The 23,930-nt window shown below is 66.5% G+C and carries 22 protein-coding genes; 15 read left to right on the plus strand and 7 right to left on the minus strand.

From position 1 onward, the window contains the following. Nucleotides 1-6 precede the first annotated feature (6 nt). The 5 genes from hpaI (at nucleotide 7) to V6V88_RS14105 (ending at nucleotide 4,091) form a co-directional block, all read left to right on the plus strand. The gene (gene hpaI / locus V6V88_RS14085) at nucleotides 7-813 is read left to right on the plus strand and encodes a 4-hydroxy-2-oxoheptanedioate aldolase (protein WP_338615321.1); all 807 of its coding nucleotides are present in this window, start codon (nucleotides 7-9) and stop codon (nucleotides 811-813) included. A 161-nt stretch (nucleotides 814-974) separates the two neighbouring features. Further along, a complete protein-coding gene (locus tag V6V88_RS14090) occupies nucleotides 975-1,364 on the plus strand; it encodes a hypothetical protein (protein ID WP_056318013.1) in 390 nt (129 codons plus the stop codon). 8 nt (nucleotides 1,365-1,372) lie between these two features. Continuing rightward, nucleotides 1,373-1,594, plus strand: a complete 222-nt coding sequence (locus V6V88_RS14095; protein ID WP_056318016.1) for a hypothetical protein — start codon at nucleotides 1,373-1,375, stop codon at nucleotides 1,592-1,594. 197 nt (nucleotides 1,595-1,791) lie between these two features. Next, nucleotides 1,792-3,288, plus strand: coding sequence for a hypothetical protein (locus tag V6V88_RS14100; protein ID WP_338615322.1), 1,497 nt, complete (start codon nucleotides 1,792-1,794; stop codon nucleotides 3,286-3,288). Between the two features lie 56 nt (nucleotides 3,289-3,344). Further along, nucleotides 3,345-4,091 carry a ProQ/FinO family protein gene (locus V6V88_RS14105; RefSeq protein ID WP_338615323.1) on the plus strand — a complete coding sequence of 249 codons (747 nt, stop codon included), beginning with the start codon at nucleotides 3,345-3,347 and terminating at the stop codon, nucleotides 4,089-4,091. Between the two features lie 170 nt (nucleotides 4,092-4,261). On the opposite strand, the gene V6V88_RS14110 is transcribed toward V6V88_RS14105, so the two are convergent. The 4 genes from V6V88_RS14110 to garD form a co-directional block, all read right to left on the minus strand. Next, nucleotides 4,262-4,858: a DUF4202 domain-containing protein gene (locus V6V88_RS14110; RefSeq protein WP_175155525.1), complete on the minus strand. Its 597-nt coding sequence runs from the start codon at nucleotides 4,856-4,858 to the stop codon at nucleotides 4,262-4,264. A 562-nt stretch (nucleotides 4,859-5,420) separates the two neighbouring features. Then, nucleotides 5,421-6,398 (minus strand): tripartite tricarboxylate transporter substrate binding protein, encoded by a 978-nt coding sequence (locus V6V88_RS14115; RefSeq protein WP_062839424.1) that lies wholly within the window; start codon nucleotides 6,396-6,398, stop codon nucleotides 5,421-5,423. Nucleotides 6,399-6,469: 71 nt separating this feature from the next. Next, entirely contained in the window at nucleotides 6,470-7,519 is a 1,050-nt protein-coding gene (locus tag V6V88_RS14120; RefSeq protein ID WP_279212321.1) for an SMP-30/gluconolactonase/LRE family protein, read from the minus strand. A 60-nt stretch (nucleotides 7,520-7,579) separates the two neighbouring features. After that, the gene (garD, locus tag V6V88_RS14125; RefSeq protein WP_056318035.1) at nucleotides 7,580-9,148 is read right to left on the minus strand and encodes a galactarate dehydratase; all 1,569 of its coding nucleotides are present in this window, start codon (nucleotides 9,146-9,148) and stop codon (nucleotides 7,580-7,582) included. A gap of 242 nt (nucleotides 9,149-9,390) precedes the next feature. Here garD and kdgD (V6V88_RS14130) point away from each other — a divergent pair, with 242 nt between their 5' ends. Further along, a complete protein-coding gene (kdgD, locus tag V6V88_RS14130) occupies nucleotides 9,391-10,305 on the plus strand; it encodes a 5-dehydro-4-deoxyglucarate dehydratase (protein ID WP_338615325.1) in 915 nt (304 codons plus the stop codon). Between the two features lie 119 nt (nucleotides 10,306-10,424). Then, on the plus strand, nucleotides 10,425-12,008 hold the full coding sequence (locus V6V88_RS14135; protein WP_142055162.1) for an aldehyde dehydrogenase (NADP(+)): 1,584 nt from the start codon (nucleotides 10,425-10,427) through the stop codon (nucleotides 12,006-12,008). Nucleotides 12,009-12,129: 121 nt separating this feature from the next. On the opposite strand, the gene V6V88_RS14140 is transcribed toward V6V88_RS14135, so the two are convergent. Beyond that, nucleotides 12,130-13,053: a LysR family transcriptional regulator gene (locus tag V6V88_RS14140; protein ID WP_338615326.1), complete on the minus strand. Its 924-nt coding sequence runs from the start codon at nucleotides 13,051-13,053 to the stop codon at nucleotides 12,130-12,132. 65 nt (nucleotides 13,054-13,118) lie between these two features. Between V6V88_RS14140 and V6V88_RS14145 the strand changes: the two genes are divergently transcribed. Then, nucleotides 13,119-13,736, plus strand: coding sequence for a LysE family transporter (locus V6V88_RS14145; protein WP_338615327.1), 618 nt, complete (start codon nucleotides 13,119-13,121; stop codon nucleotides 13,734-13,736). A gap of 106 nt (nucleotides 13,737-13,842) precedes the next feature. On the opposite strand, the gene V6V88_RS14150 is transcribed toward V6V88_RS14145, so the two are convergent. Then, a complete protein-coding gene (locus V6V88_RS14150; protein ID WP_338615328.1) occupies nucleotides 13,843-14,829 on the minus strand; it encodes a tripartite tricarboxylate transporter substrate binding protein in 987 nt (328 codons plus the stop codon). Nucleotides 14,830-15,104: 275 nt separating this feature from the next. On the opposite strand from V6V88_RS14150, the gene kdgD (V6V88_RS14155) reads away from it, so the two are divergent. The 7 genes from kdgD (V6V88_RS14155) (at nucleotide 15,105) to V6V88_RS14185 (ending at nucleotide 22,763) form a co-directional block, all read left to right on the plus strand. Beyond that, on the plus strand, nucleotides 15,105-16,019 hold the full coding sequence (gene kdgD / locus V6V88_RS14155; RefSeq protein WP_338615330.1) for a 5-dehydro-4-deoxyglucarate dehydratase: 915 nt from the start codon (nucleotides 15,105-15,107) through the stop codon (nucleotides 16,017-16,019). Nucleotides 16,020-16,267: 248 nt separating this feature from the next. After that, a complete protein-coding gene (locus V6V88_RS14160) occupies nucleotides 16,268-16,993 on the plus strand; it encodes a FadR/GntR family transcriptional regulator (RefSeq protein WP_056318037.1) in 726 nt (241 codons plus the stop codon). 391 nt (nucleotides 16,994-17,384) lie between these two features. Continuing rightward, nucleotides 17,385-18,401, plus strand: a complete 1,017-nt coding sequence (locus tag V6V88_RS14165) for an amino acid ABC transporter substrate-binding protein (RefSeq protein WP_056318040.1) — start codon at nucleotides 17,385-17,387, stop codon at nucleotides 18,399-18,401. A gap of 98 nt (nucleotides 18,402-18,499) precedes the next feature. Then, nucleotides 18,500-19,708, plus strand: a complete 1,209-nt coding sequence (locus V6V88_RS14170; RefSeq protein WP_338615331.1) for an aminotransferase class I/II-fold pyridoxal phosphate-dependent enzyme — start codon at nucleotides 18,500-18,502, stop codon at nucleotides 19,706-19,708. Nucleotides 19,709-19,711: 3 nt separating this feature from the next. After that, nucleotides 19,712-20,902 carry an amino acid ABC transporter permease gene (locus V6V88_RS14175; protein ID WP_338615332.1) on the plus strand — a complete coding sequence of 397 codons (1,191 nt, stop codon included), beginning with the start codon at nucleotides 19,712-19,714 and terminating at the stop codon, nucleotides 20,900-20,902. Between the two features lies 1 nt (nucleotide 20,903). Continuing rightward, nucleotides 20,904-22,004, plus strand: a complete 1,101-nt coding sequence (locus tag V6V88_RS14180) for an amino acid ABC transporter permease (RefSeq protein ID WP_062839413.1) — start codon at nucleotides 20,904-20,906, stop codon at nucleotides 22,002-22,004. Between the two features lie 18 nt (nucleotides 22,005-22,022). Beyond that, nucleotides 22,023-22,763 (plus strand): amino acid ABC transporter ATP-binding protein, encoded by a 741-nt coding sequence (locus V6V88_RS14185; RefSeq protein ID WP_062839412.1) that lies wholly within the window; start codon nucleotides 22,023-22,025, stop codon nucleotides 22,761-22,763. A 78-nt stretch (nucleotides 22,764-22,841) separates the two neighbouring features. Here V6V88_RS14185 and V6V88_RS14190 read toward each other — a convergent pair whose 3' ends face one another. Further along, complete coding sequence (locus V6V88_RS14190) at nucleotides 22,842-23,930, minus strand: porin (RefSeq protein WP_338615333.1); 1,089 nt, start codon at nucleotides 23,928-23,930, stop codon at nucleotides 22,842-22,844.

Here is a 23,930-nt window from a genome sequence, read left to right on the forward strand (position 1 = left end):
TTACGCATGCCCGCACACAACCCCTTCAAGGGCGCCCTCGCGGCGCGCCAGGCCCAGGTCGGGCTATGGCTCTCCATGGCCGATCCCTATCTGGCCGAGGTATCCGCCACCGCCGGCTTTGACTGGCTGCTGATCGACGGCGAGCACGCCCCGAACGACTTGCGCGGAACACTTGCCGCGTTGCAGACCGTGGCGCCCTACCGTTCGCAGCCTGTGGTGCGCGTGGTGGCGGCTGACACGGCCCTCATCAAGCAGATGCTGGATATCGGCGCGAAAACCCTGCTGGTGCCGATGGTGGACACGGCCGAACAGGCGCGCGCCCTGGTCGCCGCCACGCGCTATCCGCCGCACGGCATCCGCGGGGTCGGCAGTGCCGTGGGACGCGCGTCGCGCTGGAGCGCCCGCGAGGACTACCTGGAAGTCGCCGACGATGAAGTCTGCCTGCTCGTGCAGGCAGAAACCGTTCAAGCGCTGTCGAACCTGGAGGCAATCTGCGAGGTGCCGGGCGTGGACGGGGTCTTCATCGGGCCGGCGGATCTGGCTGCGTCGATGGGTTATCGCGGCCGGCCCGGCCACCCGGATGTGCAGGCCGCGATCGAACGCGCCATGCAGGTCATCATCGCGCGCAGCAAAGCCGCCGGCACCTTGACCTCGGACCCCGTCCTGGCGCGCCGCTACCTGGAGCTGGGCTGCACGTTCGTGGCCGTTGGCGTGGACGTCCTGCTCTATGCCAGCAGCGCCCGCCGGCTGGCGGCCAGCTTTGACCGCGGCGCGCCCAGCGCTGCCGCCGCAGCGCCATCGGCCGCTTATTGAAGCCGCAAATCGGTCCGATCCACCCGCCAATCTGATCTTGCGTGCCCACGCATTCAGGCATAAATTGATCGGTACGCTTTTCGATCGGCCATCACGGTTCGTCCGCCCGAATCGCGCGCGAAGGTTGTTTTCTATCTTTTGTTCCCCAAAGGAGCGATGCGATGCGAGTAAAACACCTGCTTGGCCCAGCGACCGTAGCCCTCTCGATGCTGTTCGGGTCGGCTGTCACGGCCGCACCCGCGGAGCCTGCCCCGATCGTCACGGGCAAGCACTGGACCGAATCCGACGCCAATCTCAAGAAGGCCTATCTGCTGGGCATGGCCAACGTCCTTGAGGTCGAAAGGGCCTATCAACAACGCCGTGCCGTGCCGGATACCCAGACCCTGGTGCCCAAGTTCTCCATGGGTCTTCAGAACCAGACGCTGGACTCCGTGCGCGATACCGTCGACCGCTGGTACGCCGCCAATCCGAGCCGATTGGATCGCCCTGTCGTGGAGACGATCTGGTTTGAGATCGTCATGCCCGCCACGAAGACGAAACGCACCCCCTAGGAGCCGCCATGAAGACGATCCGCACGATAGGTCTGGCCATTGCGATGGCATCGCTGGCCGCATGCACCAATATGACCAAGGAACAGCAAGGCACCGTCACGGGCGGCTTGATGGGCGCCGCGGCGGGCGCCGGCATTGCCGCCATCGCGGGCGGCAGTGCCTGGACCGGCGCCGCCATCGGCGGCGCGGCTGGCGGCATCGCGGGCAACATCCGCGGCGCGAACCAGTAATCCGAGCGTCGCCGGCCTGATCTTCCAGGCCCCGAACGCCGGCTCGCGTGCAAGCGCCAGCCGGCGTTCCTGCGTTTGGGCGCCGCGTCCTCTCCCCCTCCTCGTCCCCGTCCGCCGCGCGCATGGCTACCGGCGGCGGCCAGAGGCTGCTACGCTTTGCGCCGCGACTTCACCCGGGCGATGCGGATGTTCCCTCAATGATGTACCTGCTGTGGTCCCTGCCGGCGCTGACCGTGATCGCCGCGATCGCGAGCGGGCGCGTCAACACCACCGTTGCGGCGGCGCTGGGCCTGTTGGGGGCCCTGCCCATCGCGCTGTTTGCGGCGCCAGCCCCTTTTGCGCCTTCGGAACTGGCCATTGCGCTGGAACGCGGGCTCTGGATCGGATGGATCATCACCCCCTACATCCTGGGCGGCCTGCTGTTCTGGCAGATGGCGGCGCAGGGGCACGCATCCGTTGACATGCCGGGCGCGGCACCCGGCGGCACGGCTCGCGGCGCGCCGGACGTGGGGCGCCGCGATGCGCTGGCGAAGCGCCGGCTGCTGTTCTTTGCCTGTTTCCTGATCGGCCCTTTCGCCGAATCGGCAACGGGTTTCGGCGTGGGCATGCTGGGTACCGTGATGCTGATCCGTCCGCTCGGCCTCAGAGCCCGCGAGGTCATGGTGTTTGCGCTGCTCAGCCAGACGCTGATTCCGTGGGGCGCGATGGGCAGCGGCACGCTGCTGGCTTCGGCCTATGCGCGCGTGCCGCCCACGCAACTTGCGCTTTACAGCATGGTGCCCGTCGCGCTGCTGTTGGGCGTGTGGCTGGCGCTGTACTGGCGCACCGCCACGCGCGCGGGGTTGTCTGCGCCGGCCGCCGAGCGGGTCCGCGAGGCTGGCTGGATGGCCGCGAGCCTGGCCTTGCTGGCCGCTGCGACGGCGCTATTGGGACCAGAAACGGCACTGCTCGCCGCGTACGGACCGCTGATCGTGCTGCGCTTCCTGGCGGACCGCCGGCCCGGCCGCAGCGAGGCGCTGCGGGCAGCACGCCGCGCGTTGCCCTACATCGCCCTTATCGCCTGGCTGGTCGCCACGCGGCTCGTGCCCGGCCTGAATCGCGGCCTTGCAGGCTTGGCGGCTTTGCGCCCGTATGCGGACCTGCCGCCGTGGATGCCGTTTCTGCACGCCGGAAGCTGGCTGATCGCCGGCGCCCTGGTCCTGGCCGCCTGGCAGCGGCATCCGGGCGCCGTGCGGACGCAGGCGCGCGCCGCCTGGATGACCGGACGGCACGCCGTCATGTCCGTATTCCTGTTTGCCATGATGGCCGAGGTGCTGGCTGGCGCGGGCATATCGCGGGCCTACGCCGACGGCCTCTTTGCGAGCCTGCGCGACTGGACTATCCTGATCACGCCGCTACTGGCCGGCGCGTTCGGCATCCTGGCCAACAGCGGCAACGCGCCAAACAGCCTGTTCATGCCATCCCAGCTATCATTAGCGCTTCAGGCTGGCCTGAGCGTGCCCGCAGCTGCCGCGCTGCTGCACGTTTCGGGCACGTCGATGGGGATTTTTTCGCCGGTTCGGATGTCGATTGCGGCCGGTTTGGCGCATGGCCGGGGGCAGGAACGCGGCGTGTATGTTCTACTACTGCCGTTTGCCCTGGCCGCGTTCGGCATCCTGCTGTCGCTGGCGCTGCTCGTGGTCGTCTCCGGGTAGCGGATTTCACGGCGCAGGGACACGCTCGCCGCCTCAACCTTTTTTTTGTGTAGCACATGGGACTAGAACAATTAGCCGCGATCCGGGAATTGCTTATCAAGCAGTCGCCTGACAAGGCAGGCTCGAAAAACGAATCGCGTCCGCAAGGCACCGACAAGCCGCGCCGCCCGCAGGGCGCCGCCAAGGGTCCGCGTCCGCAGACCGGCGACAAGGCCAAGCGCGCGCAAGGCGGTGACAAGGGCCAGCGTGCGCCGCGTCCGGAAAAGCGCGAGACGCCGGTCGATCCCGTGGTCGTCGCCATTTCGCGCCTGCAACGGCACTTTCCCAAGGCCTTTCCCAAGAACCCCGCGCCCAAGCTGCCGCTCAAGCTGGGCGTGCTGGCGGACCTGGTGCAACACGCCGAGCAATTGCAGCTCGACGAGGCGCAGATCAAGGAAGCCGTCAAGACGTGGTGCGATGGGCGCCGCTACTGGGCCAGCATGGTCGAAGACGCGCCGCGCGTGGACCTGAACGGCGAACCCGCCGGCGCCGTGACGGCCAACGAAGCGCGCCACGCCAAGCGCATGGCATCGCGCAACGCGTCCCGCAACGCCGCGCGCGCCCGCGCCGAGAAAAAGGCCCAGGCTTCCGCCGAACAGACGCCAGCACCCGCTGCTGACGCCGCGCCTGCCGACGTGAAGCCTGCCGACGTGCAATCCGCCGACGCGACCTCTATGGACACGAAGGCCGCAGATACGAAGGCCGCAGGCGCGACGCCCGCGGACGTCGCGTCCTCCGACGTCACGCCCCAAGCGTCCGAGTAAGCCCGCCAAACGCGATACAGGCCTGGGGGGGGGGGGGGGGGGGGGGGGGGGGGGGGCGGGGGGGGGGGGGGGGGGGGGGGGGGGGGGGGGGGGGGGGGGGGGGGGGGGGGGGGGGGGGGGAAATCCATTCCCGGCCTGCCGCAGGCCTGTTTGCATCTGGCTAAAGGCTGCTAGGCCGCCGCTTCCAGCGCGGCGAGCGCCTGCTTGATGTATCCCATGCCCTGGTCCGAATAGGTCAGCGTCATGGCCTGTTGATGCCCCGCGCCATCCATCTTCAGCAGCGACTTGCGCAGGATCTCGACGATCTTGTCTTCGTGAGCGGGATAAAACGACTCGTACTGGTATTGCAAAAACACCAGGCACAGCGCGTTCTCCATCACCTGCACGTCCGGGTCCTGCTTGATTCCCTGCTTCATCAGGATCGCCGCCACGCGGTCGCAGTCCTCTTGCGGATAGCCGGCTTCCTGCATGATCTGTTGCGCGATTGCCGCGTGATGCCTGGCCAACGCCTTGCGCCACGTCAGGTAACCGATGCGGCCTTCAGGATAGCTGGCGCGCGCGATTTCCCAACGGCCGATGTGCTGGCACCGGGACGCCAGGACCAGCGGCTCGGACGCGTGAGGCGCCAGCTTCATCACCCATTCGTGCAGCTTCTGCGCAAGAAACAGCTCCTGTGGACAGGATTGGCCTTCCCACGTGAACACATTGGGATCGGCGGCGTTGTACTCGTCGAAGCGGCGCAGGGTTTGCTGCAGGCGGTCGTTCATGGGATGTCGTTGTCAGGAAGCCCGGCGTGCGTTGGCCAAGGCGAAGTGGATCAGGTGCAAGGAAGCCATCATACCTGCGGCGTGTGGCCTATTCGGATCTATCGAGGCAATGCCGGCGCGGGCGTCAGCGGGCCCACGGGGGCTTGGCCAGGCCGCGGCGGCATGGGCGGCAGCCATGTCCGCGTGGGAGGTTTAAGCCCCGGTTGATTCTGAGGCCGCACCGGCGTTTCCGTCGCGGGAGGGTAGCGAGAGCCCGGGCATGAGCTGCCCAGGCAGTCCCGATTGAGTTTGCCCGGGTCCACGATGCGCGGGCAGTCGGTGCCCAGACACGTGTCTGGTATGGTGCGCGCCGATGCGGGCGGCTTTGGCGCCGTGGGCAGCGGATCGCGCGCGTTTGCGGGCGCGCTTGCCAAGGCGGACAACGCCGTCAGCGCCCCCAAGGCCGCCGCGGCGAACAGGGATTTCATCGGTAGGCTCCACGGGAATCGGTCCAGACCGAAGCCCGGACACGATCCCAGTGTGCCCCGAACGCCCGCCCCTAGCAAGGCGCGGGCCGGGCCGATCAATCCAGGCGGATGTCGGTGCTGGCAACGACCTTGGCCCAGCGGGCGCGCTCGCTGCCGAAGAACTGCGCAAGCTCTGCGGGGCTCTTGGTGACGATCTCGGCGCCCTGCTCGTTCAACTGCGCCGTGACGTCCGGCTGGGTGACGATCTGCGCCATCAGCGTCTGCAGTTGCGCGGCCACCGGGTCGGTCATGTTGGACGGGGCCATCACGCCCTGCCACGTGCCCGACTCGAAGCCCTTCACGCCCTGCTCGGAAATGGTCGGGATGTCCGGCACCAGCTTCATGCGCTCGCTCTTGGAAATCGCGATCGCGCGCAGCTTGCCGGACTTGATGTGCGGCAGCGTGGCCAGAAGACCGTTCATGATGATCTGCGTCTGGCCGCCGATGGTGTCGGTGACCGCCTGCGAACCGCCCTTGTACGGCACGTATTCCCACTGCGCGCCGGTCGCCTGCTGAACCGCGACAGCCGCCAGGTGCGGCGCGCTGCCGATTGCGGTGACGGCAAAGTTGATGCGTTCTTTCTTGGACAGCTCGACCAGATCCTGCACGGTGTTGGCCTTCACGTCGGGATGCACGGCCAGCACGTGCGGCGAATACGCCAGCATGCCCACCGCGCGCAGGTCCTTGGACGGATCAAAGGTCAGCTTGGTGTAGACGGACGGGCTGATCGCCAGCGCGCCGACGTCGCACAGCAGCACGGTATGGCCTTCCTGCGCCGACTGCACCACGAGACCGGCGCCCAGGTTGCCGTTGGCGCCGGGCTTGTTCTCGACGACCACGGTCTGCTTGAGCACTTCGGCCAGCCGGGGCGCCAGGATGCGCGCGATGATGTCCGACGAGCCGCCGGGCGGGTAAGGCACCACGATGCGCACGGGGCGCGTCGGCCATTGCGCCGATTGGGCCCACGCCGGCACCAGCGGCGTCAGGCAAAGCGCCGCGGCGCTGCCCAGGAACTGTCTTTTGCTCGGGTTCATGCTGTCTCCACACTGATTGGTATGTGTGTTGAAGTGTCCCGCGGCCAGGTGAGGCCGCGGTGGGGATATGCCTACGCCGCGCCGCGGGTCTCCACGTACAGGGCATAGAGCGAATGGCTGCTCGCCATGAAAAGGCGGTTGCGCTTGGCGCCGCCAAAACACAAGTTGGCGCACCGCTCGGGCAGCCGGATGTGCCCAATGGGTTTGCCGGCGGGGTTAAAGACCATCACGCCGTCCAGCTCCTCGGCCTTGGCGTCGGCCGAGCCGTTGCTGCCCCAGCCGCACCACAGGTTGCCGGCCTCGTCGCACTTGATGCCGTCGATGGCGCCGGGGCCCTGCGCATCGACGTGCAGGCGCTTGTTCGTCAGCGCGCCGTCCGTGCCCACATCGAAAGCCCAGATCACGCGGTTGGGCTGGTGGCGGGACTCCACGATGTAGAGCACCTTTTCGTCGGGCGAGAAGCACAGGCCATTGGGCCCGGCCAGATCCGCCAGCGCCAGCGTCACACGGCCATTGGCCGGATCGATGCGATAGACCGAATGCGGGAGCTCAGGCGTGGCCTTGTCGCCCTCCCAGTGCCCGCCGATCCCAAACGGCGGATCCGTGAACCAGATGGCGCCATTGCGCTGGCACACGATGTCGTTTGGCGAATTGAACGGCTTGCCGTCGAAGCGGTCGGCCAGCACCGTGATGCTGCCGTCGTACTCCGTGCGCGTGACGCGGCGCGTCAGATGCTCGCAGGTCAGCAGGCGGCCCTGGCGGTCGCGGGCAAGCCCGTTGCTGAAATTGGACGGGTGGCGGAACACGCTGATCTCGCCCGTGGTCTCGTCCCAGCGCAGGATGCGGTTGTTGGGAATGTCCGAAACCAGCAGATAACGCCCGTCCCCAAACCACACCGGCCCTTCCAGCCAGCGGAACCCGGTTGCAAGCTGCTCCACGCTGCTGCTGTAGATGCGGTACTTGGAGAATTCCGGGTCCAGGATCCGGACCGAGGGATCCGGATAGCGCTGCTGCGGGGTGAAACTGAATGACTGTGCGTGCACGAGGCTGGCGGGCCCCAGTGCGAGCGCGGCGCCCAGCAGCCGGCGCCGGCCGGCCTGGACTTGCGGGTCAATTTCCATCGGCTGTCTCCTCTCGGTGGTTTTTTTTGTGATGGCGCTACGGACGGGACGGATCCGCGATCAGGTCACGGGGCCCGGATTGAACAGCGCCAGGGCGTTGTGCAGCTTGAGTTTTTCAGCACAGGTCTGCTTCTTGCCGCTGGCGACGTCCAGCATCATCTGAAAGAGCTGCCAGCCCACCTCCTCGATCGAGGCCTGGCCGGTGGCGATCACGCCGGCATCCACGTCCATCAGGTCATGCCAGCGGCGCGCCAGCGCGGAGCGCGTGGCGACCTTGATGACCGGCACCTGCGCCAGCCCGTAAGGCGTGCCGCGGCCGGTGGTGAAGATGTGAAGGTTCATGCCCGCGGCCAGTTGCAGCGTGCCGCAGATGAAGTCGCTGGCAGGCGTGGCCGCAAAGATCAGGCCCTTGCGTGTCAGGCGGTCGCCGGGCGACAACACACCGTGGATGGGCGAGGAACCGGACTTGACGATCGACCCCATCGCCTTTTCGACGATGTTGGACAGACCGCCCTTCTTGTTGCCCGGACTGGTGTTGGCGCTGCGGTCGGCCATGCCGCGCTGCAGGTACGCGTCATACCAGGCCATCTCCCGGATCAGCGCGTCGGCGACTTCGGGCGTTTCGGCGCGGGCGGTGAGCTGGTCGATGCCATCGCGCACTTCGGTGTTTTCGGAGAACATCACGGTGCCGCCGGCGCGCACCAGCAGGTCGGTCGCAAAACCCACGGCCGGGTTGGCGGTCACGCCGGAGAACGCATCGCTGCCGCCGCACTGCACGCCGACGGTCAGGTCGGATACCGGGCAGGTTTCGCGCTGGCGGGCGTTGAGCTTTTGCAGGTGGCGCTCGGCGGTGCGCATGATGAGCTGGATCATCGAATCGAAGCCGATGTTCTCTTCGTCCTGCAGCACGATCGTCTCCACGCCGTTGCCGCCCATGCCTTCGCCGGCGCGGATCGGAATGGCGGTGGGCGCCAAGAGGCGTTCAGGCTGCAGCTTTTCACAGCCCAGGCTGACCACCATGGACGTGCCGCCGAAATTCGGGTTGCGGGCGATGTTGTGCAGCGTGCGGATCGGAATCGCGGCGCCAGGCGCGTCGATGGCCACGCCGCAGCCGTAGGTGTGCTCGATGCCCACCACGTCGTCCACGTTCGGGTACAGCGGCAGCAGTTCCCGGCGAATACGCGCGACCGCATGTTCGACCACGCCCTGCACGCACTGCACCGTGGTGCTGATGGCCAGGATGTTGCGCGTGCCCACGGTGCCGTCCGCGTTGCGGTAGCCCTGGAACGTATAGCCCTCCAGCGGCGGCAGGGGCGTCACGCGCGTGGACACCGGCAGGTCTTCCAGCGTGCGCGCGGTCGGCATCGTCGTGACACGCTCGTTGATCCAGCTGCCGCGCGGCAAGGACTTGGCGGCGTAGCCCACCACCACGTTGTAGCGTCTGACCTCATCGCCCTCTGCCAGATCGGTCAGGGCCACCTTGTGGCCTTGCGGCACGGCGTCCACCAACTGAAGCCCGTCGGGCAGAACGGTTCCGGCCGGTAAGCCGCCGTCGTTGGCCACGATGGCGACGTTGTCGTCGGGATGAATCTTGATGAGAACGGGCGTCTGCTCGACTGCAACCTGCATGCTGAATCCTTTTGCCTGATGGATGCCCCGCTGCGGGCACCGTACGTTATCGTACAACCAAGAGAATATCGCTGAAAGGCATCGGAAAGGAATTTCGGGTTTCCCCTTGTAAATGCCGCTTCAGCTGGGTGGACACCTTGAATCCAGCAAAATCATGTTGTACGATGACTCACCTTTTACCACCGCATCCCGTTCGCAAGCACCCTCTCCGCCTGCGACGGCCATTTTGGGATGAGCGCAACATGACGACTCCGCAGGAACTCAAGGCCATTGTTTCGGAAGGATTGCTTTCCTTCCCCGTGACCGACTTCGACCAGAACGGCGATTTCAACGCCAAGAGCTACGCGGCTCGTCTGGAATGGCTGGCCCCCTACGGCGCCACCGCCCTGTTCGCGGCCGGCGGCACCGGTGAGTTCTTCTCGCTGGCCCCCGAGGAATACTCGGACGTCATCCGCACCGCCGTGCAAACCTGCAAGGGCAAGGTCCCCATCCTGGCCGGCGCCGGCGGCCCCACCCGCACTGCCATCGCCTACGCCCAGGAGGCCGAGCGCCAAGGCGCCAAGGGCGTCCTGCTGCTGCCGCACTACCTGACCGAAGCCTCGCAGGACGGCATTGCCGCCCACGTCGAGCAGGTCTGCAAGTCCGTCAACATCGGCGTCATCGTCTACAACCGCGCCCAATCGCGCCTGTCGGCCGACAGCCTGGCCCGCCTGGCGGACCGCTGCCCCAACCTGGTCGGCTTCAAGGACGGCATCGGCGACATCGAGTCCATGGTCCGCATCCGCCGCAAGATGGGCGACCGCTTCTCGTACCTGGGCGGCCTGCCCACCGCCGAAGTCTACGCCGCCGCCTACCGCGCGCTGGGCGTGCCGGTCTACTCGTCGGCCGTCTTCAACTTCGTGCCCAAGATGGCCATGGAGTTCTACAACGCCATCGCCGCCGGCGACAGCGACACCACCAACCGCCTGCTCGACGACTTCTTCCTGCCGTACCTGGAAATCCGCAACCGCAAGGCCGGCTACGCCGTCAGCATCGTCAAGGCCGGCGCCAAGCTGGTGGGCCACGACGCGGGCCCCGTGCGCGCGCCGCTGACCGACCTGACCGGCGAAGAAATGGAAATGCTCGCCGACCTGATCAAGAAGTCCGGCGCCGAATAATCGGTCTGCACCGACGCCTTCTGTCTGCCCCCGGTCCGGGGGCATTTTTTTCCCCGGACCCGTCGGGCGCGAAACCGCCCATCCGCTGGATCGGCGCCTATGAATTTTTGGAGATGACCATGAACCTGACCGGCCAGATGTTGATCGGCTCGACCGCCGTACTGGGCGCGGGCGCTGCCCAGCACGCCATCAACCCCGCCACCGGCGAACGCCTGGACCCCGCCTACCCCGCCGGCTCCGCCGACGACGTGTCCCGCGCGGCCGAATTGGCCCGCGCCGCGTTCGATCCGTATCGCGCGCTGCCGCTGGAGACGCGCGCCCAATTCCTCGAAAGCATCGCCGAAGGCATCCTGGCGCTGGGTGACGCGCTGATCGAGCGCGCGCACCTGGAAACCGGCCTGCCCGTCGCCCGCCTGCAGGGCGAGCGCGGCCGCACCGTCGGCCAGCTTCGCCTGTTCGCCCGCGTGGTGCGCGACGGCTACTTCCTGGACGCGACCATCGATCCGGCCCAGCCCGAGCGCCAGCCCCTGCCGCGCGCCGACCTGCGCCTGGCCAACGTTCCGCTCGGCCCGGTGGCCGTGTTCGGCGCCAGCAACTTCCCGCTGGCCTTCTCGGTGGCGGGCGGCGACACCGCCTCGGCACTGGCTGCCGGTTGCCCGGTAATCGTCAAGGCGCATAACGCGCACCCCGGGACGTCCGAACTGGTCGGCCGTGCCATCCAGCAGGCAGTGGCCAAGCACGGCTTGCCCGAAGGCACCTTCTCGCTGCTGTTCGGCGCCGGCAATGAAATCGGCACCGCGCTGGCAACGCATCCGGCCATCACGGCCATCGGCTTCACCGGCTCGCGCCGCGGCGGCCTGGCGCTCGTGGCCGCCGCCAACGCCCGCCCCGTGCCGATTCCCGTCTACGCCGAAATGTCCAGCATCAACCCGGTGTTCCTGTTGCCCGCCGCGCTGGAAGCCCGTGCGGAGACCATCGCCAAGGGCTTCGTGGATTCGCTGTCGATGGGCGTGGGCCAGTTCTGCACCAACCCGGGTCTGGTGATCGGCATCGAAGGCCCGGCACTGGATCGTTTCCGCCAGGCCGCCGCCGAAGCCGTGAAAGCCAAGGGCGCCGCCACCATGCTGACGCCGGGCATCTTCTCGGCCTACGAGCAAGGCGCGGACGCGCTGGCGCGCCACGCCAGCGTGTCGACCGTCGGGCGCGGCGAGCCGTCCAACCCGGCGTGCAACGCCGCGGGCGCCGTGGTGTTTGGCGCCAGCGCGGACCAGTTCCTGGCTTCGCACGAACTGGAAGCCGAAGTGTTCGGCCCCGCCTCGCTGGTGGTCGCGTGCAAGGACGCAGCGCAGGTCCGCGCCGTGGCCGAGCATCTTGAGGGCCAACTTACCGCGACGCTGTTCGTGGACGATGCAGACGTGGACGCCGCCCGCGCGCTGCTGCCCGTGCTGGAACGCAAGGCCGGCCGCATCCTGGCCAACGGCTACCCGACCGGCGTGGAAGTCAGCCACGCCATGGTTCACGGCGGCCCGTTCCCGGCCACCTCGAACCCGGCCTCGACCTCGGTGGGCGCCACGGCCATCCGCCGCTTCCTGCGTCCGGTCTGCTATCAGGATCTGCCCGACGCCCTGCTGCCCGACGGCATCAAGCGCGCCAACCCGCTGGGCCTGACGCGCATGGTCGACGGCAAGCTGGCCAACGCCTGATCGCGTGAGGCCGTAAAGCTGGGCCGGACCGCGAGCTCCGGCTGACAACACTGGCCCGAGGGGGACGTCCGGTTTTCGGACGTCCCCCTCGGACCTTTCCCCATTCCCTGCCCCTTCGGCACTACGCGGCCTTGCGCAGCCAGTCCAGCAGCGCCGCCTGCGGACTGCCCGGCGGCAGCGGCTGCGGGGCAAACAGACAATAGCGCGATCCATCCTCGACGAACCCCATGGGCGCGGCCAGCACGCCGCTTTCCAGATCGTCGCGCACCAGCCGCCACGGGCCGATGGCCACGCCCAGGCCCGCGACCGCCGCCTGCAGGCTGAAATAGAAATGATCGAATGTCTGGCCGGGCGCATCTGGCGCCGGTTTACCGGCCGCGGCCGCCCATTCGCGCCATGCGTCTGGCCGCGTGCGTGTGTGCAGCAGCGGCGCGCCAGACTTCAACGAGCCGCCGGCTGTGTTGTCGTCGAACCAGTCCGCCAGCTTGCCGGGATGGCACACCGGGCCGACCTTTTCCGCAAACAGGGGCTCGACGTGGTGGCTGTCCGGCCAGGTGAAGTCGTCGCGGCGGATAGCCAGGTCGATGCCGCTTGCAAATGAGAACGGCCCGCCGCCCGCGACCAGGTGCACTTCCATGTCCGGATGCCGGGCCTGGAAATCGGGCCAGCGCGGGATCAGCCATCGCATCAGCAAGGTCGGCTCGCATGACAGCACCCAACGACGCCCGCTGCGGGCGCGGGCGCGCAAGTCGCCCACCGCCTGCCGCATCAGGTCCAGGCCGCTGCCCACTGCGCCGGACAGGGTGCGCCCGGCGTCCGTCAGGAACACGCGGCGGCTACGCCGCTCGAACAGCGCCACGCCCAGGTCGTCCTCCAGCAACCGCACCGCCCGGCTGACCGCGCCATGCGTCAGATACAGCTCCGCGGCCGCACGGCTGAAGTTTTCGTGGCGCGCCGCGGCCTCAAAGCAACGCAGCGCCAGCAGCGACGGCAGGCGCGCGTCCGAGGATGGTGATTGCAGCTCACCATTGCTGTCAGAAACCATCGTTATACGTCCTTGAGTCCCGTTGCTAGGATGCTCGCCATTGATATTTCGCGACAGGATACGCCATGACCGAACTGATAGCTGTCATCACAATCACGGTGCTTGCCGTCATCAGTCCGGGGCCGGACTTTGCGATGGTCACCCGCAACAGCCTGATGCTGTCCCGGCGCGCCGGCGTGCTGACGGCGCTGGGCATCGGCATGGGCGTGCTGGTGCACGTCGGCTACACACTGGTCGGCGTGGGGCTGCTGATCCAGCAATCGCTGTGGTTGTTCAACGCCATCAAACTGGCAGGTGCAGCCTATCTGGTGTATCTGGGCTTGAAAATGCTGCGCACGCAGCCGGGCAGCGGCAACAGTCGCCGTCCCGCGGCGGCAATGTCGGACTTGGCGGCGCTGCGCACGGGCTTTCTGACCAACGCGCTGAATCCCAAGACCACGGTTTTCATCGTGAGTCTCTTCATGCAAGTCGTGCGGCCCGATACACCGCTGGCGGTGCAGGTTGGCTATGGCGCCTTCATTTCGCTGGCGCACGTGACGTGGTTCTGCCTGGTGGCGATGTGCTTTTCGTCGGACGGCGTGCGCCAACGGCTGCTGGCCGTGCGCCATTGGATAGACCGGATCTTTGGCGGGCTGCTGGTCGCGTTTGGCGTGCTGCTGGCGGCGGCCAGCGGGTCTCGGTAAGTGCGCAGCGCAAAGGCGGTGTCTGACACCCTGTGGAGATCGCCTGCGGTTTGCGGCAGACGTTCAACGGGTGTCAGACACCGCGCAAAGCGATGATGCCGCGCGATCACTGCGGCTTGAGTTTTCCGTCGGCGATGATCTTTGCCCACTTGGCCTGCTCGGCCGACTGGAACGCGGTGAACTCGGCGGGCGTGTTCGGCGTGTAGGCCAGGCCCAGTCCTTGCATCTTGGCAGCCACTTCCGGCTTGGCCACGATCTCGGCGATGGTCTTGTTCAGCTTCTCGACCACGGCGGGCGGCGTGTTGGCCGGGGCGTAGATGGCCTGCCAGCTGCTCACGTCGAAGCCCGGCACCCCGGCTTCCTGCATGGTGGGCACATCGGGCAGCACGGCGGTGCGCCTGGCCGACGTCACGGCCAGCGCGCGCACCTTGCCGCTTTGCACGTAAGGCAGCGCGACCAGGGCGGTTTCAAACGAGCTGGGGATCTGGCCGCCGATCAGGTCCGAAATGGCCGGCGCGCTACCGCGGTACGGCACGTGCGTCAGGTGCGCGCCCGTCAACTGCTTGAACACTTCGCCCGACAGATGCTGCGACGTGCCCTGCCCGGCCGAGCCGAACGCGATCGTGTCGGGATTCGCCTTGGCGGCCGCAACCACGTCCTGCACGGACTTATACGGCTGGTTGGCGCCCACCAGCAGCACATTGGAAATGCTGCCCAGCAGAATGACCGGCGAGAAATCCTTGGCGGCGTTGTAGTTGATGCTGGGCAGCAGCGACGGGTTGATTGCATGCGTGGCGATCGTGCCCAACAGCAGGGTGTAGCCGTCCGGCTTTGCCCGCGCCACGGCGTCGGCGCCCAGCACGCCGCCGGCGCCACCCTTGTTTTCAACGACGACGGTCTGCTTGAGCGTCGTGCCCAGTTCCTGCGCGATCAGGCGGCCCAGGATGTCGGACGTGCCCCCGGCCGCAAACGGAACGACCAGCGTGATGGCCTTGGCGGACGGCCAGTCATCGGCGGCGTGGACGGGTGCGGCAAACGCGGTGGCGACGGCCAGGACGGCCGACAGGCGGCTCAACAGGGGAAATGCCTTCAAACTTGTCTCCTAGAGATATGGAATTGTCGTCTTTCTTGTACGTTGTCGTACGACAATGAATCGCGAGGATAGCTTGGCAGCTTTTCGCGATCAATATAGGGAAATTCCTATATCCAGTGTGAACGGCAGACTTGTTGTACGACAACATCTTCTCCACGAAGCCGTTGTAGTGCGACCTTGTATGTTGTACGATGACATACATCGCGGGTTCGATAACGCCGCGGCCACGGCATCACCGCCTTTTCATACCCCTTTCTCTTATTTGGAAGACAGCCATGACGACTCCCCAGGAACTCAAAGCCATCGTCTCGGAAGGATTGCTTTCCTTCCCCGTGACCGACTTCGACCAGAACGGCGATTTCAACGCCAAGAGCTACGCGGCTCGTCTGGAATGGCTGGCCCCCTACGGCGCCACCGCCCTGTTCGCGGCCGGCGGCACCGGTGAGTTCTTCTCGCTGGCCCCCGAGGAATACTCGGACGTCATCCGCACCGCCGTCCAGACCTGCAAGGGCAAGGTGCCCATCCTGGCCGGCGCCGGCGGCCCCACCCGCACCGCCATCGCCTACGCCCAGGAAGCCGAGCGCCAAGGCGCCAAGGGCGTGCTGCTGCTGCCGCACTACCTGACCGAAGCCTCGCAGGACGGCATTGCCGCCCACGTCGAGCAGGTCTGCAAATCGGTCAACATCGGCGTCATCGTCTACAACCGTGCCCAATCGCGCCTGTCGGCCGACAGCCTGGCCCGCCTGGCGGACCGCTGCCCCAACCTGGTCGGCTTCAAGGACGGCATCGGCGACATCGAATCCACGGTCCGCATCCGCCGCAAGATGGGCGACCGCTTCTCGTACCTGGGCGGCCTGCCCACCGCCGAAGTCTACGCCGCCGCCTACCGCGCGCTGGGCGTGCCGGTCTACTCGTCGGCCGTCTTCAATTTCGTGCCCAAGATGGCCATGGAGTTCTACAACGCCATCGCCGCCGGCGACAGCGACACCACCAACCGCCTGCTCGACGATTTCTTCCTGCCGTACCTGGAAATCCGTAACCGCAAGGCCGGCTACGCCGTCAGCATCGTCAAGGCCGGCGCCAAGCTGGTGGGCCACGACGCGGGCCCCGTGCGCGCGCCGCTGACCGACCTGACCGGCGAAGAAATGGAAATGCTGGACGCCCTGATCAAGAAGTCCGGCGCCGAGTAAGGCCCATGCTTGCCTGATTGCCCGAACGCCCTCCCATGGAGGGCGTTTTGCTTATTGATGCAAAGAAAAGTTGGCGGAATCCGCCCCGTATGTTGTCATATGGCCCTCTCGCTTCCTGCGGCCGCGACCTTTGCGCGCGGCCAAACCCGATGGGCCGGACACCCGCGAGGCATTCCAGGAACGCGTAAACTTGCGGCTGCGCCAAGGCTGCCACGCCTAGCCCGCAGCGATTTCCCATAAGAGAGACAATGCAAACTCCCGCCCGGCCTCCCCGCTCGCGCCTGACCGATTTCGTCATCGAGGAACTGACCAAGCGCCTTGATGCGCGCCAGTACCGCGCCGGCGACAAGCTGCCTTCAGAGCACGCGCTCTGCGACGAATTCGAAGTCAGCCGCACCGTCATTCGTGAAGCCGTGGCCTCCATGCGCCTGAGCGGGCGCCTGGTCAGCAAACCCGGCATCGGCGTCTTCGTCACCGAAGACCGCGAAAAACCCATCGATTTCGTCGTCGAACCCGCGACGGATCCGCGCTGGGCACTGCACATCATGGAATTGCGCGCGGGTCTCGAAGTGGAAGCCTGTGGCCTGGCGGCCGAGCGCCGCAGCGCCTCGGACCTGAGCAGCATCGTCGAAGCCTTCGACGCCTTCAACCGCGCCACGCGCGACATGGAAGCGGCCGTGAAGGCCGACTACGAATTTCACCTGTCGATCGCCCGCGCGTCGAACAACCCGCACTTTCCGGCGCTGCTGAAGGCCGCGGTGCGCGACGTGATGCTGGATCTGAACATCAAGCACGGCGGCAAGACGCCCGAAGAACTTGAAACGTACGAAACCCGCAACGTGCGCGAGCACGAAGCCATCCTGACCGCCATCATGCGCCGCGATCCCGGGGCCGCACGGGCCGCCATGGCCCGCCATCTGGGCGACAGCATTGCGCGCTACCGCAAGCTGCTGTCGCATCCGCCGGCGGCTTAAGCCCGACGTTTACCCCCTGCCCGTAATGCCAATTACGGGAATCCCCTTACTTGTTTACTTGTATGACGGCTGCCATCATACGTCTTATTGCATAACGTAATACGACGTTGGCCGCGTGACCGCCGGCGTCTTCCGCGACTGTAAGACCTGCCGTACCAGTGCCGCCGATGAGCCCGATTCCTACCCTCCGCAGTACGTATCTCCCCTACGCCACGCGCATCCACCGGCGCACCGCCTGACCGGCCCCGTCGGCCACCCCTCCTCCTTATTGCCTTACCCCGTCCGAATGCGCGACGCGCCCTCCCCGGCCTGCCGGGGCGGCCCCGCACGCTTGGCCGTTTCCGTCCCTTCCGCTTTTCCTAACTTTTTTCGATCTCCAGGAGAAATCTCCATGCGCAAGTTTCTGAGCTCCGCCATTGCGGCGACCCTGCTGTGCGTTGCTTCCGGCGCGCAAGCCGGCGTGACCTTTGACGCCGTCAAGAAAAAGGGCTTCCTGCAGTGCGGCTTTGCCGGCATCCCCGGATTCTCGGTGCTCGACAGCAAGGGCGAATGGACCGGCCTGGACGTGGACATGTGCCGCGCCGTCGCCGCCGCCATGTTCGGCGACGCCTCCAAGGTGAAGGGCAATGTGCTGACCGCCCAGGCGAAGTTCACGGCGCTGCAGTCCGGCGAGATCGACATGCTGTCGCGCAACACCACGCAGACGCTGACCCGCGACACCACGCTGGGCCTGATCGGCGTGGGCGTGAATTTCTATGACGCCCAGGGCCTGATCGTGAAGAAGGCAATGAACGTCAAGAGCGTGAAGGAACTAGACGGCGCGACCATCTGCGTGCAGCCCGGCACCACCACCGAATTGAACCTGGCCGACTACTTCCGCAGCCGCGGCCTGACCTTCAAGCCGGTGCTGGTCGAGAACTACGACGAAAACTTCCGTCTGCTGGAATCGGGCCGCTGCGATGCCTACACCAACGACAAGTCCAACACCGCCGCCAACATGCGCACGCGCCTGGCCAACCCCGACGACTGGGAAATCCTGACCGAGAACCTGTCCAAGGAACCGCTGGGCCCCATGGTCCGTCAGGGCGACGAGCAGTGGTTCAACGTCGTGCGCTGGTCGCTGAACGCGATGCTGGAAGCCGAGGAATACGGCATCACGTCCAAGAACGTCGATGAAATGTTGAAGAGCACCAACCCCAACGTCCAACGCATCCTGGGCGTGACGCCCGGCATGGGCAAGAACCTGGGCCTGGACGACAAGTGGGCCTACAACATCATCAAGCAGGTCGGCAACTACGGCGAAAGCTATGACCGTGCGATGGGCAAGGAAAGCCCGCTCAAGCTGGACCGCGGCCTGAACAAGCTGTGGACGCAAGGCGGCCTGATGTACGGCTGGCCGGTGCGCTAACCCGCGGCCTACACGGCTCCGCCTTGCGCGGAGCCGTCTTTCATTTCCCCGGCGCGCGGGCCCGCCCCGCGCCAGATCACTCTTTACGCAGCATCACCATGAACAGCATCGTCAACGCCCGACTCAAACAGATCAAACCCTCGCCCAGCATGGCCGCCAAGATCGTCGTGGACGAACTCCGCCGCCAGGGCCGCGAGATCGCCGACTTCACGCTGGGCGAGCCCGACATGCCCACGCCCGCGCATATCGCGCGCGCCGGCCAGGAAGCCATCGCGGGCGGCGACATCCGCTACACCAGCCCGAACGGCACCGTGGGCCTGCGCACCGCCATTGCCAACAGCCTCGAACAGACCCTGGGCGTGCGCTACGGCATGGACCAGATCACCGTGGGCGCGGGCGCCAAGCAGATCATCGCGGCCGCGCTGACGGCCAGCCTGGAACCGGGCGACGAAGTCATCGTCTGCGCGCCGTATTGGGTGTCCTACCCGGACATGGTGCTACTGGGCGAAGGCAAGCCGGTCGTGGTGACCGGCCCCGAATCGCAAGGCTTCAAGCTGGACGCGGCCACGCTGGAAGCGGCCATCACGCCGCGCACGCGCTGGCTGATCCTGAATTCGCCCAGCAACCCCAGCGGCGCCGTCTACAGCGCGGACGAACTGCGCGCGCTGACCGACGTGCTGGTGCGCCATCCCCAAGTGTGGATCCTGAGCGACGAGATCTACGCGCCCTTCACCTACAGCGGCCAGGCGCACGCCTCGCCCGTTCAGGTCGAACCGCAGCTCACCGGCCGCACGCTCATCGTGAACGGCATGTCCAAGTCCTACGCCATGACCGGCTGGCGCGTCGGCTACGGCGCCGGCCCGGCCGATCTCATCAAGGCCATGAGCACCGTCATGTCGCAAAGCACGTCGTGCCCCAGCGCAATTTCGCAGGCGGCCGCGCAGGCAGCCCTGGAAGGCGACCAGTCCAGCGTCACGGAAATGGTCGAGATCTTCAAGAAGCGCCGGGATCTCATCGTGAGCCGGCTGAATGCCATCCCCGGCATCTCGTGCGCCATGCCGGACGGCGCGTTCTACGTGTACGCCAACGTGCAGGGCCTGATCGGCCGTCAAGGCCCCGATGGCGAGCTGAAGACCGACCTGGACGTCAGCCTGTTCTTCCTGCGCGAGGCCGGCGTGGCCGTGATCGACGGCGGTTCGTATGGGCTGTCGCCGTACGTGCGCTTCTCGTTCGCGACCTCCACCGAGGTCATCGAACAGGGCATGGACCGCCTGGCCGCTGCCGTCGGCGCGTTGATGGCGGGCTGAGCCGTGGCGCAGCATTCAGCTCAACGCCCGGCGCCGCGGCCGCCGCGCCGGGTTTCGTGGAATGACCCGGCCACGCGCGCGGTGGTCTACCAGGCGCTGGCCCTTGCGCTGGTCGGGGCCGCCGTCTGGTTCCTGGTGCACAACACGCTGCACAACCTGTCGCTGCGCAACATCGCGACGGGTTTCGGCTTTCTGAAACGCGAGGCCGGTTTTGCCATCGGCGAAACCGTCATCGCCTATTCGCCTGCCGATACCTACGGGCGCGCCATCTTCGCCGGCATCCTGAACACGCTGCGCGTGGGGCTGCTGGCGCTGGTGGCCGCGACCATCCTGGGCGTGTTCATTGGCATCGGACGCCTGTCCAAGAACTGGCTGGTCAACAAAATCACCTCGGTCTATGTCGAGGTGATGCGCAACGTGCCGCTCTTGCTGCAGCTCTTCTTCTGGTATGCGCTCATCACCGAGAACATGCCCGGACCGCGCCAGGCGCACAACCCGCTGCCGGGCGTCTTCATCTCCAACCGCGGCCTGAAGGTGCCGGGGCTGGAAGGCGCGTCGCTGGACTGGGTGCTGGGCGGACTGGCGCTGGCCATCGTGGCAATCATCGCCGTGGGGCATTGGGCCACGAAGCGCCAGGAAGCGACGGGGCAGCCTTTCCGGCTGGGCCGCGTGGCCATCGGTCTCTTGATCGGGTTTCCCGTCATCGGGTGGCTGGCCAGCGGCGCATCGCTGACGCTGGACATGCCGGCGCTCAAGGGCTTCAACTTTGTCGGCGGCCTGACGCTGACGCCGGAGTTCGTCGCCCTCTTCCTGGGCCTGACCGTTTATACGTCCGCCTTCATCGCCGAAGTCGTGCGTTCCGGCATCCAGGCCGTCAACAACGGCCAGTGGGAAGCCGCCGGTTCGCTGGGCCTGCCGCGCCGGCTGGTGCTGCGCCTGGTGATCCTGCCGCAGGCGCTGCGCGTCATCATCCCCCCGATGACGAGCCAGTACCTGAACCTGTTGAAGAACAGTTCGCTGGCGGTGGCCATCGGCTATCCGGACATCGTGTCTGTCGTGAACACCACGCTGAACCAGACCGGTCAGGCCATCGAAGGCATCCTCATCATCATGGCCGCCTACCTCACGGTCAGCCTGTCGATCTCGATATTCATGAATTGGTACAACAAGCGCATCGCGCTGGTGGAGCGTTGAGATGAGCAGCACTACGCAAACCCTGGGCGCCGACATCGCCCCGCCCGGCGCGCAAAGCGGCGCCTGGGCCTGGATGCGGTCGCGCCTGTTCTCCTCGCCGCTCAACATCCTGATCACCGTGCTGCTGGCATGGTGCCTCTTGATGGCGCTGCCGGCGCTGGTGGAATGGGCCTTCATCAAGGCCAGTTTTGACGCCGCCAATGCGCAGGAATGCCGCGCGGCCGGCGGCGCGTGCTGGGCGTTCATCATCGAAAAGCACCGGCTCATCCTGTTCGGCACCTATCCATTCGACGAGCAATGGCGGCCGTTGATCGCCACCGGCATCCTGACCGCGGTGATCGTGGCAAGCGGCATGCGCCGTTTCTGGAACGGCAAGCTGGCGCTCATCTGGACGCTGGGCCTGGCGGCCGTCGCCGTGCTGATGTGGGGCGGCGTGTTTGGCCTGACCTACGTCGAAAACGCCCGCTGGGGCGGCCTGCCGCTGACCCTGATCCTGGCCACCTTCGGCATCGCCTTCGCGTTTCCGGTCGGCGTGCTGCTGGCCCTGGGCCGCCGGTCCAAGATGCCGGCGATCAAGGCGCTGTGCGTCGTGTACATCGAGCTGATCCGCGGCGTGCCGCTCATCAGCCTGCTGTTCATGTCGTCGGTCATGCTGCCGCTTTTTCTGCCGGAAGGCTTCACCATCGACAAGCTTTTGCGCGCGCAGATCGCGATCATCATGTTCGCCGCGGCCTACATCGCGGAAACGGTGCGCGGCGGCCTGCAGGCCATCCCGAAGGGCCAGTACGAAGGCGCGGATTCGCTGGGCCTGAACTACTGGCAGCAGATGCGCAAGATCATCCTGCCGCAGGCGCTCAAGATCGTGATCCCGCCGCTGGTGGGCATCTTCATCAGCCTGTTCAAGGACACGTCGCTGGTCGTCATCATTGGCATTTTCGACCTGACGCTGGCGGCCAAGGCGGCCCTGTCCGACGCGGCATGGCGAGGTTTCGGGGTGGAGGCCTATCTCTTTATCTCGCTCATCTACTTCGTCTTCTGCTATTCCATGTCCAAATACAGCCGCGCGCTCGAGCAGCGCCTGGCCACCGGGCACGCCCGGTAAACCCGAAGGAGAACAGGCATGTCCGATGCCATCATTCGTCTGCAGGACGTGAACAAGTGGTACGGCCAGTTCCACGTGCTGCGCAACATCAACCTGAACGTCGCCCAGGGCGAGCGCATCGTGGTGTGCGGCCCGTCGGGCTCGGGCAAGTCCACGATGATCCGCTGCATCAACCGGCTGGAAGAACACCAGAAGGGGCAGATCATCGTCGACGGCACGGAGCTGACCAGCGATCTGAAGCACATCGAGACCATCCGCCGCGAGGTCGGCATGGTGTTCCAGCACTTCAACCTGTTCCCGCACCTGACCGTGCTGGAAAACCTGACGCTGGGGCCCATGTGGGTGCTCAAGCAGTCGCGCGTCCAGGCCGAGGCCACCGCCATGAAGTATCTGGAGCGCGTGCGCATCCCGGATCAGGCCGCCAAGTTCCCCGGCCAGCTCTCGGGCGGCCAGCAGCAGCGCGTGGCGATCGCCCGGTCGCTGTGCATGAACCCGAAGGTCATGCTGTTTGACGAGCCCACGTCGGCGCTGGACCCGGAAATGGTCAAGGAAGTGCTGGACGTGATGGTGACGCTGGCGCAGGAGAGCGGCATGACAATGATCTGCGTGACGCACGAAATGGGCTTTGCGCGCAAGGTTGCCAACCGCGTCATCTTCATGGACCGCGGCGAGATCATCGAAGAGAACAACCCCGACGACTTCTTCGATCATCCGCAGAGCGAGCGGACCAAGCTGTTCCTGAGTCAGATCCTGCACTGAGGCGACGGATAGTCGCCCCGCCGGATCCTCAAGCCGCCTTCATCAGGCGGCTTTTTTGTGGACGTGCGCCGGGCGCGGTCAGAAGCGGTGGCGCATGCCCACCGCGTACTGGGACTGATGCCAGGACGGATCGTCCCAGGCGCCGCGCATGTAGCCGTAGATGGCGTACACGTTCGTACGCTTGGACAGGTCGTAGACGTAGCCCGCCGAATAGATCTGCTGGGTATGCGTGGCGCCATCGCGCTCGAGCGACCCGCCGCCCGGCAGGCTGCCCTGCCACGACGCCATCACGGTGCTCGCGCCATTGCGCCAGGCAGCGCCCGCCATTACGCCGTGCACCGTGCTGCCCGGGAAGTACACCCGCTGACCGGGTGACTGGACCGCCGGGATGGTTGAGCCGTTGCGCATCACCGACCAGCCGGCATAAAGCGTGAACGCATCCACCGTGGCGCGGCCGGCCAGCGTGTAGGCGTAGGGCCGGCGGTCGGTGCCTGCCCGGGTCATGGCGGCTGATTGCGCCGTGCCGTCCGCCCAGCTTGCGCCTTCGTAGGTGGCGGCGATCGAATAGCCCGGCTGGTCGAACACCACGGCGGCGCTGTATAGCTTGTTGGTGGACGCGGTCTGGAACCCGCCCCCGCCGTCGTAGTCCAGGCTGGCATCGACGCCCGCGCGCAGCCCGCCGACAGAGGGGCTCCAGTAGGCCACCATGTTGTCTGCGCGATTGGCGTTGTACGGCAGCAGCGCGGTCTGCGCGCCGGTGATCAGGTAGGACGCCAGGAACGCATCGTAGTCGGCCAGCGTGGCTGACGACACCGACGTCTGCCGGCCAAGCCGAAGATCGCCAAAACCGCCGGACACGCCCATCCACGCCGCACGCCCGAACAGGCGCCTGCCCTGCGCCGAGTTGCCGTTGTTGGCAAGAAAGCCGCTTTCAAGCTGGAAGTTGGCCCGCAGGCCATTGCCCAGGTCTTCGCTGCCGCGCAGGCCCCAGCGCGATCCGGACTGCACGCCGGACTGCATGTTGATGGCCGTGCCGCGCTCCTGCGTGGAAAAGCCCGCGATGCTCAGGTCCACGACGCCATACAGCGTCACGGCGTTCTGCTGGGCGTGCGCAGCCCACGGCGCCATCAATGCCACGATGCCCGCAGCCCACTTGCGTACCGCCAT

The organism is Achromobacter sp. E1, assembly GCF_037039475.1.
Lineage (GTDB): Bacteria > Pseudomonadota > Gammaproteobacteria > Burkholderiales > Burkholderiaceae_B > Achromobacter > Achromobacter mucicolens.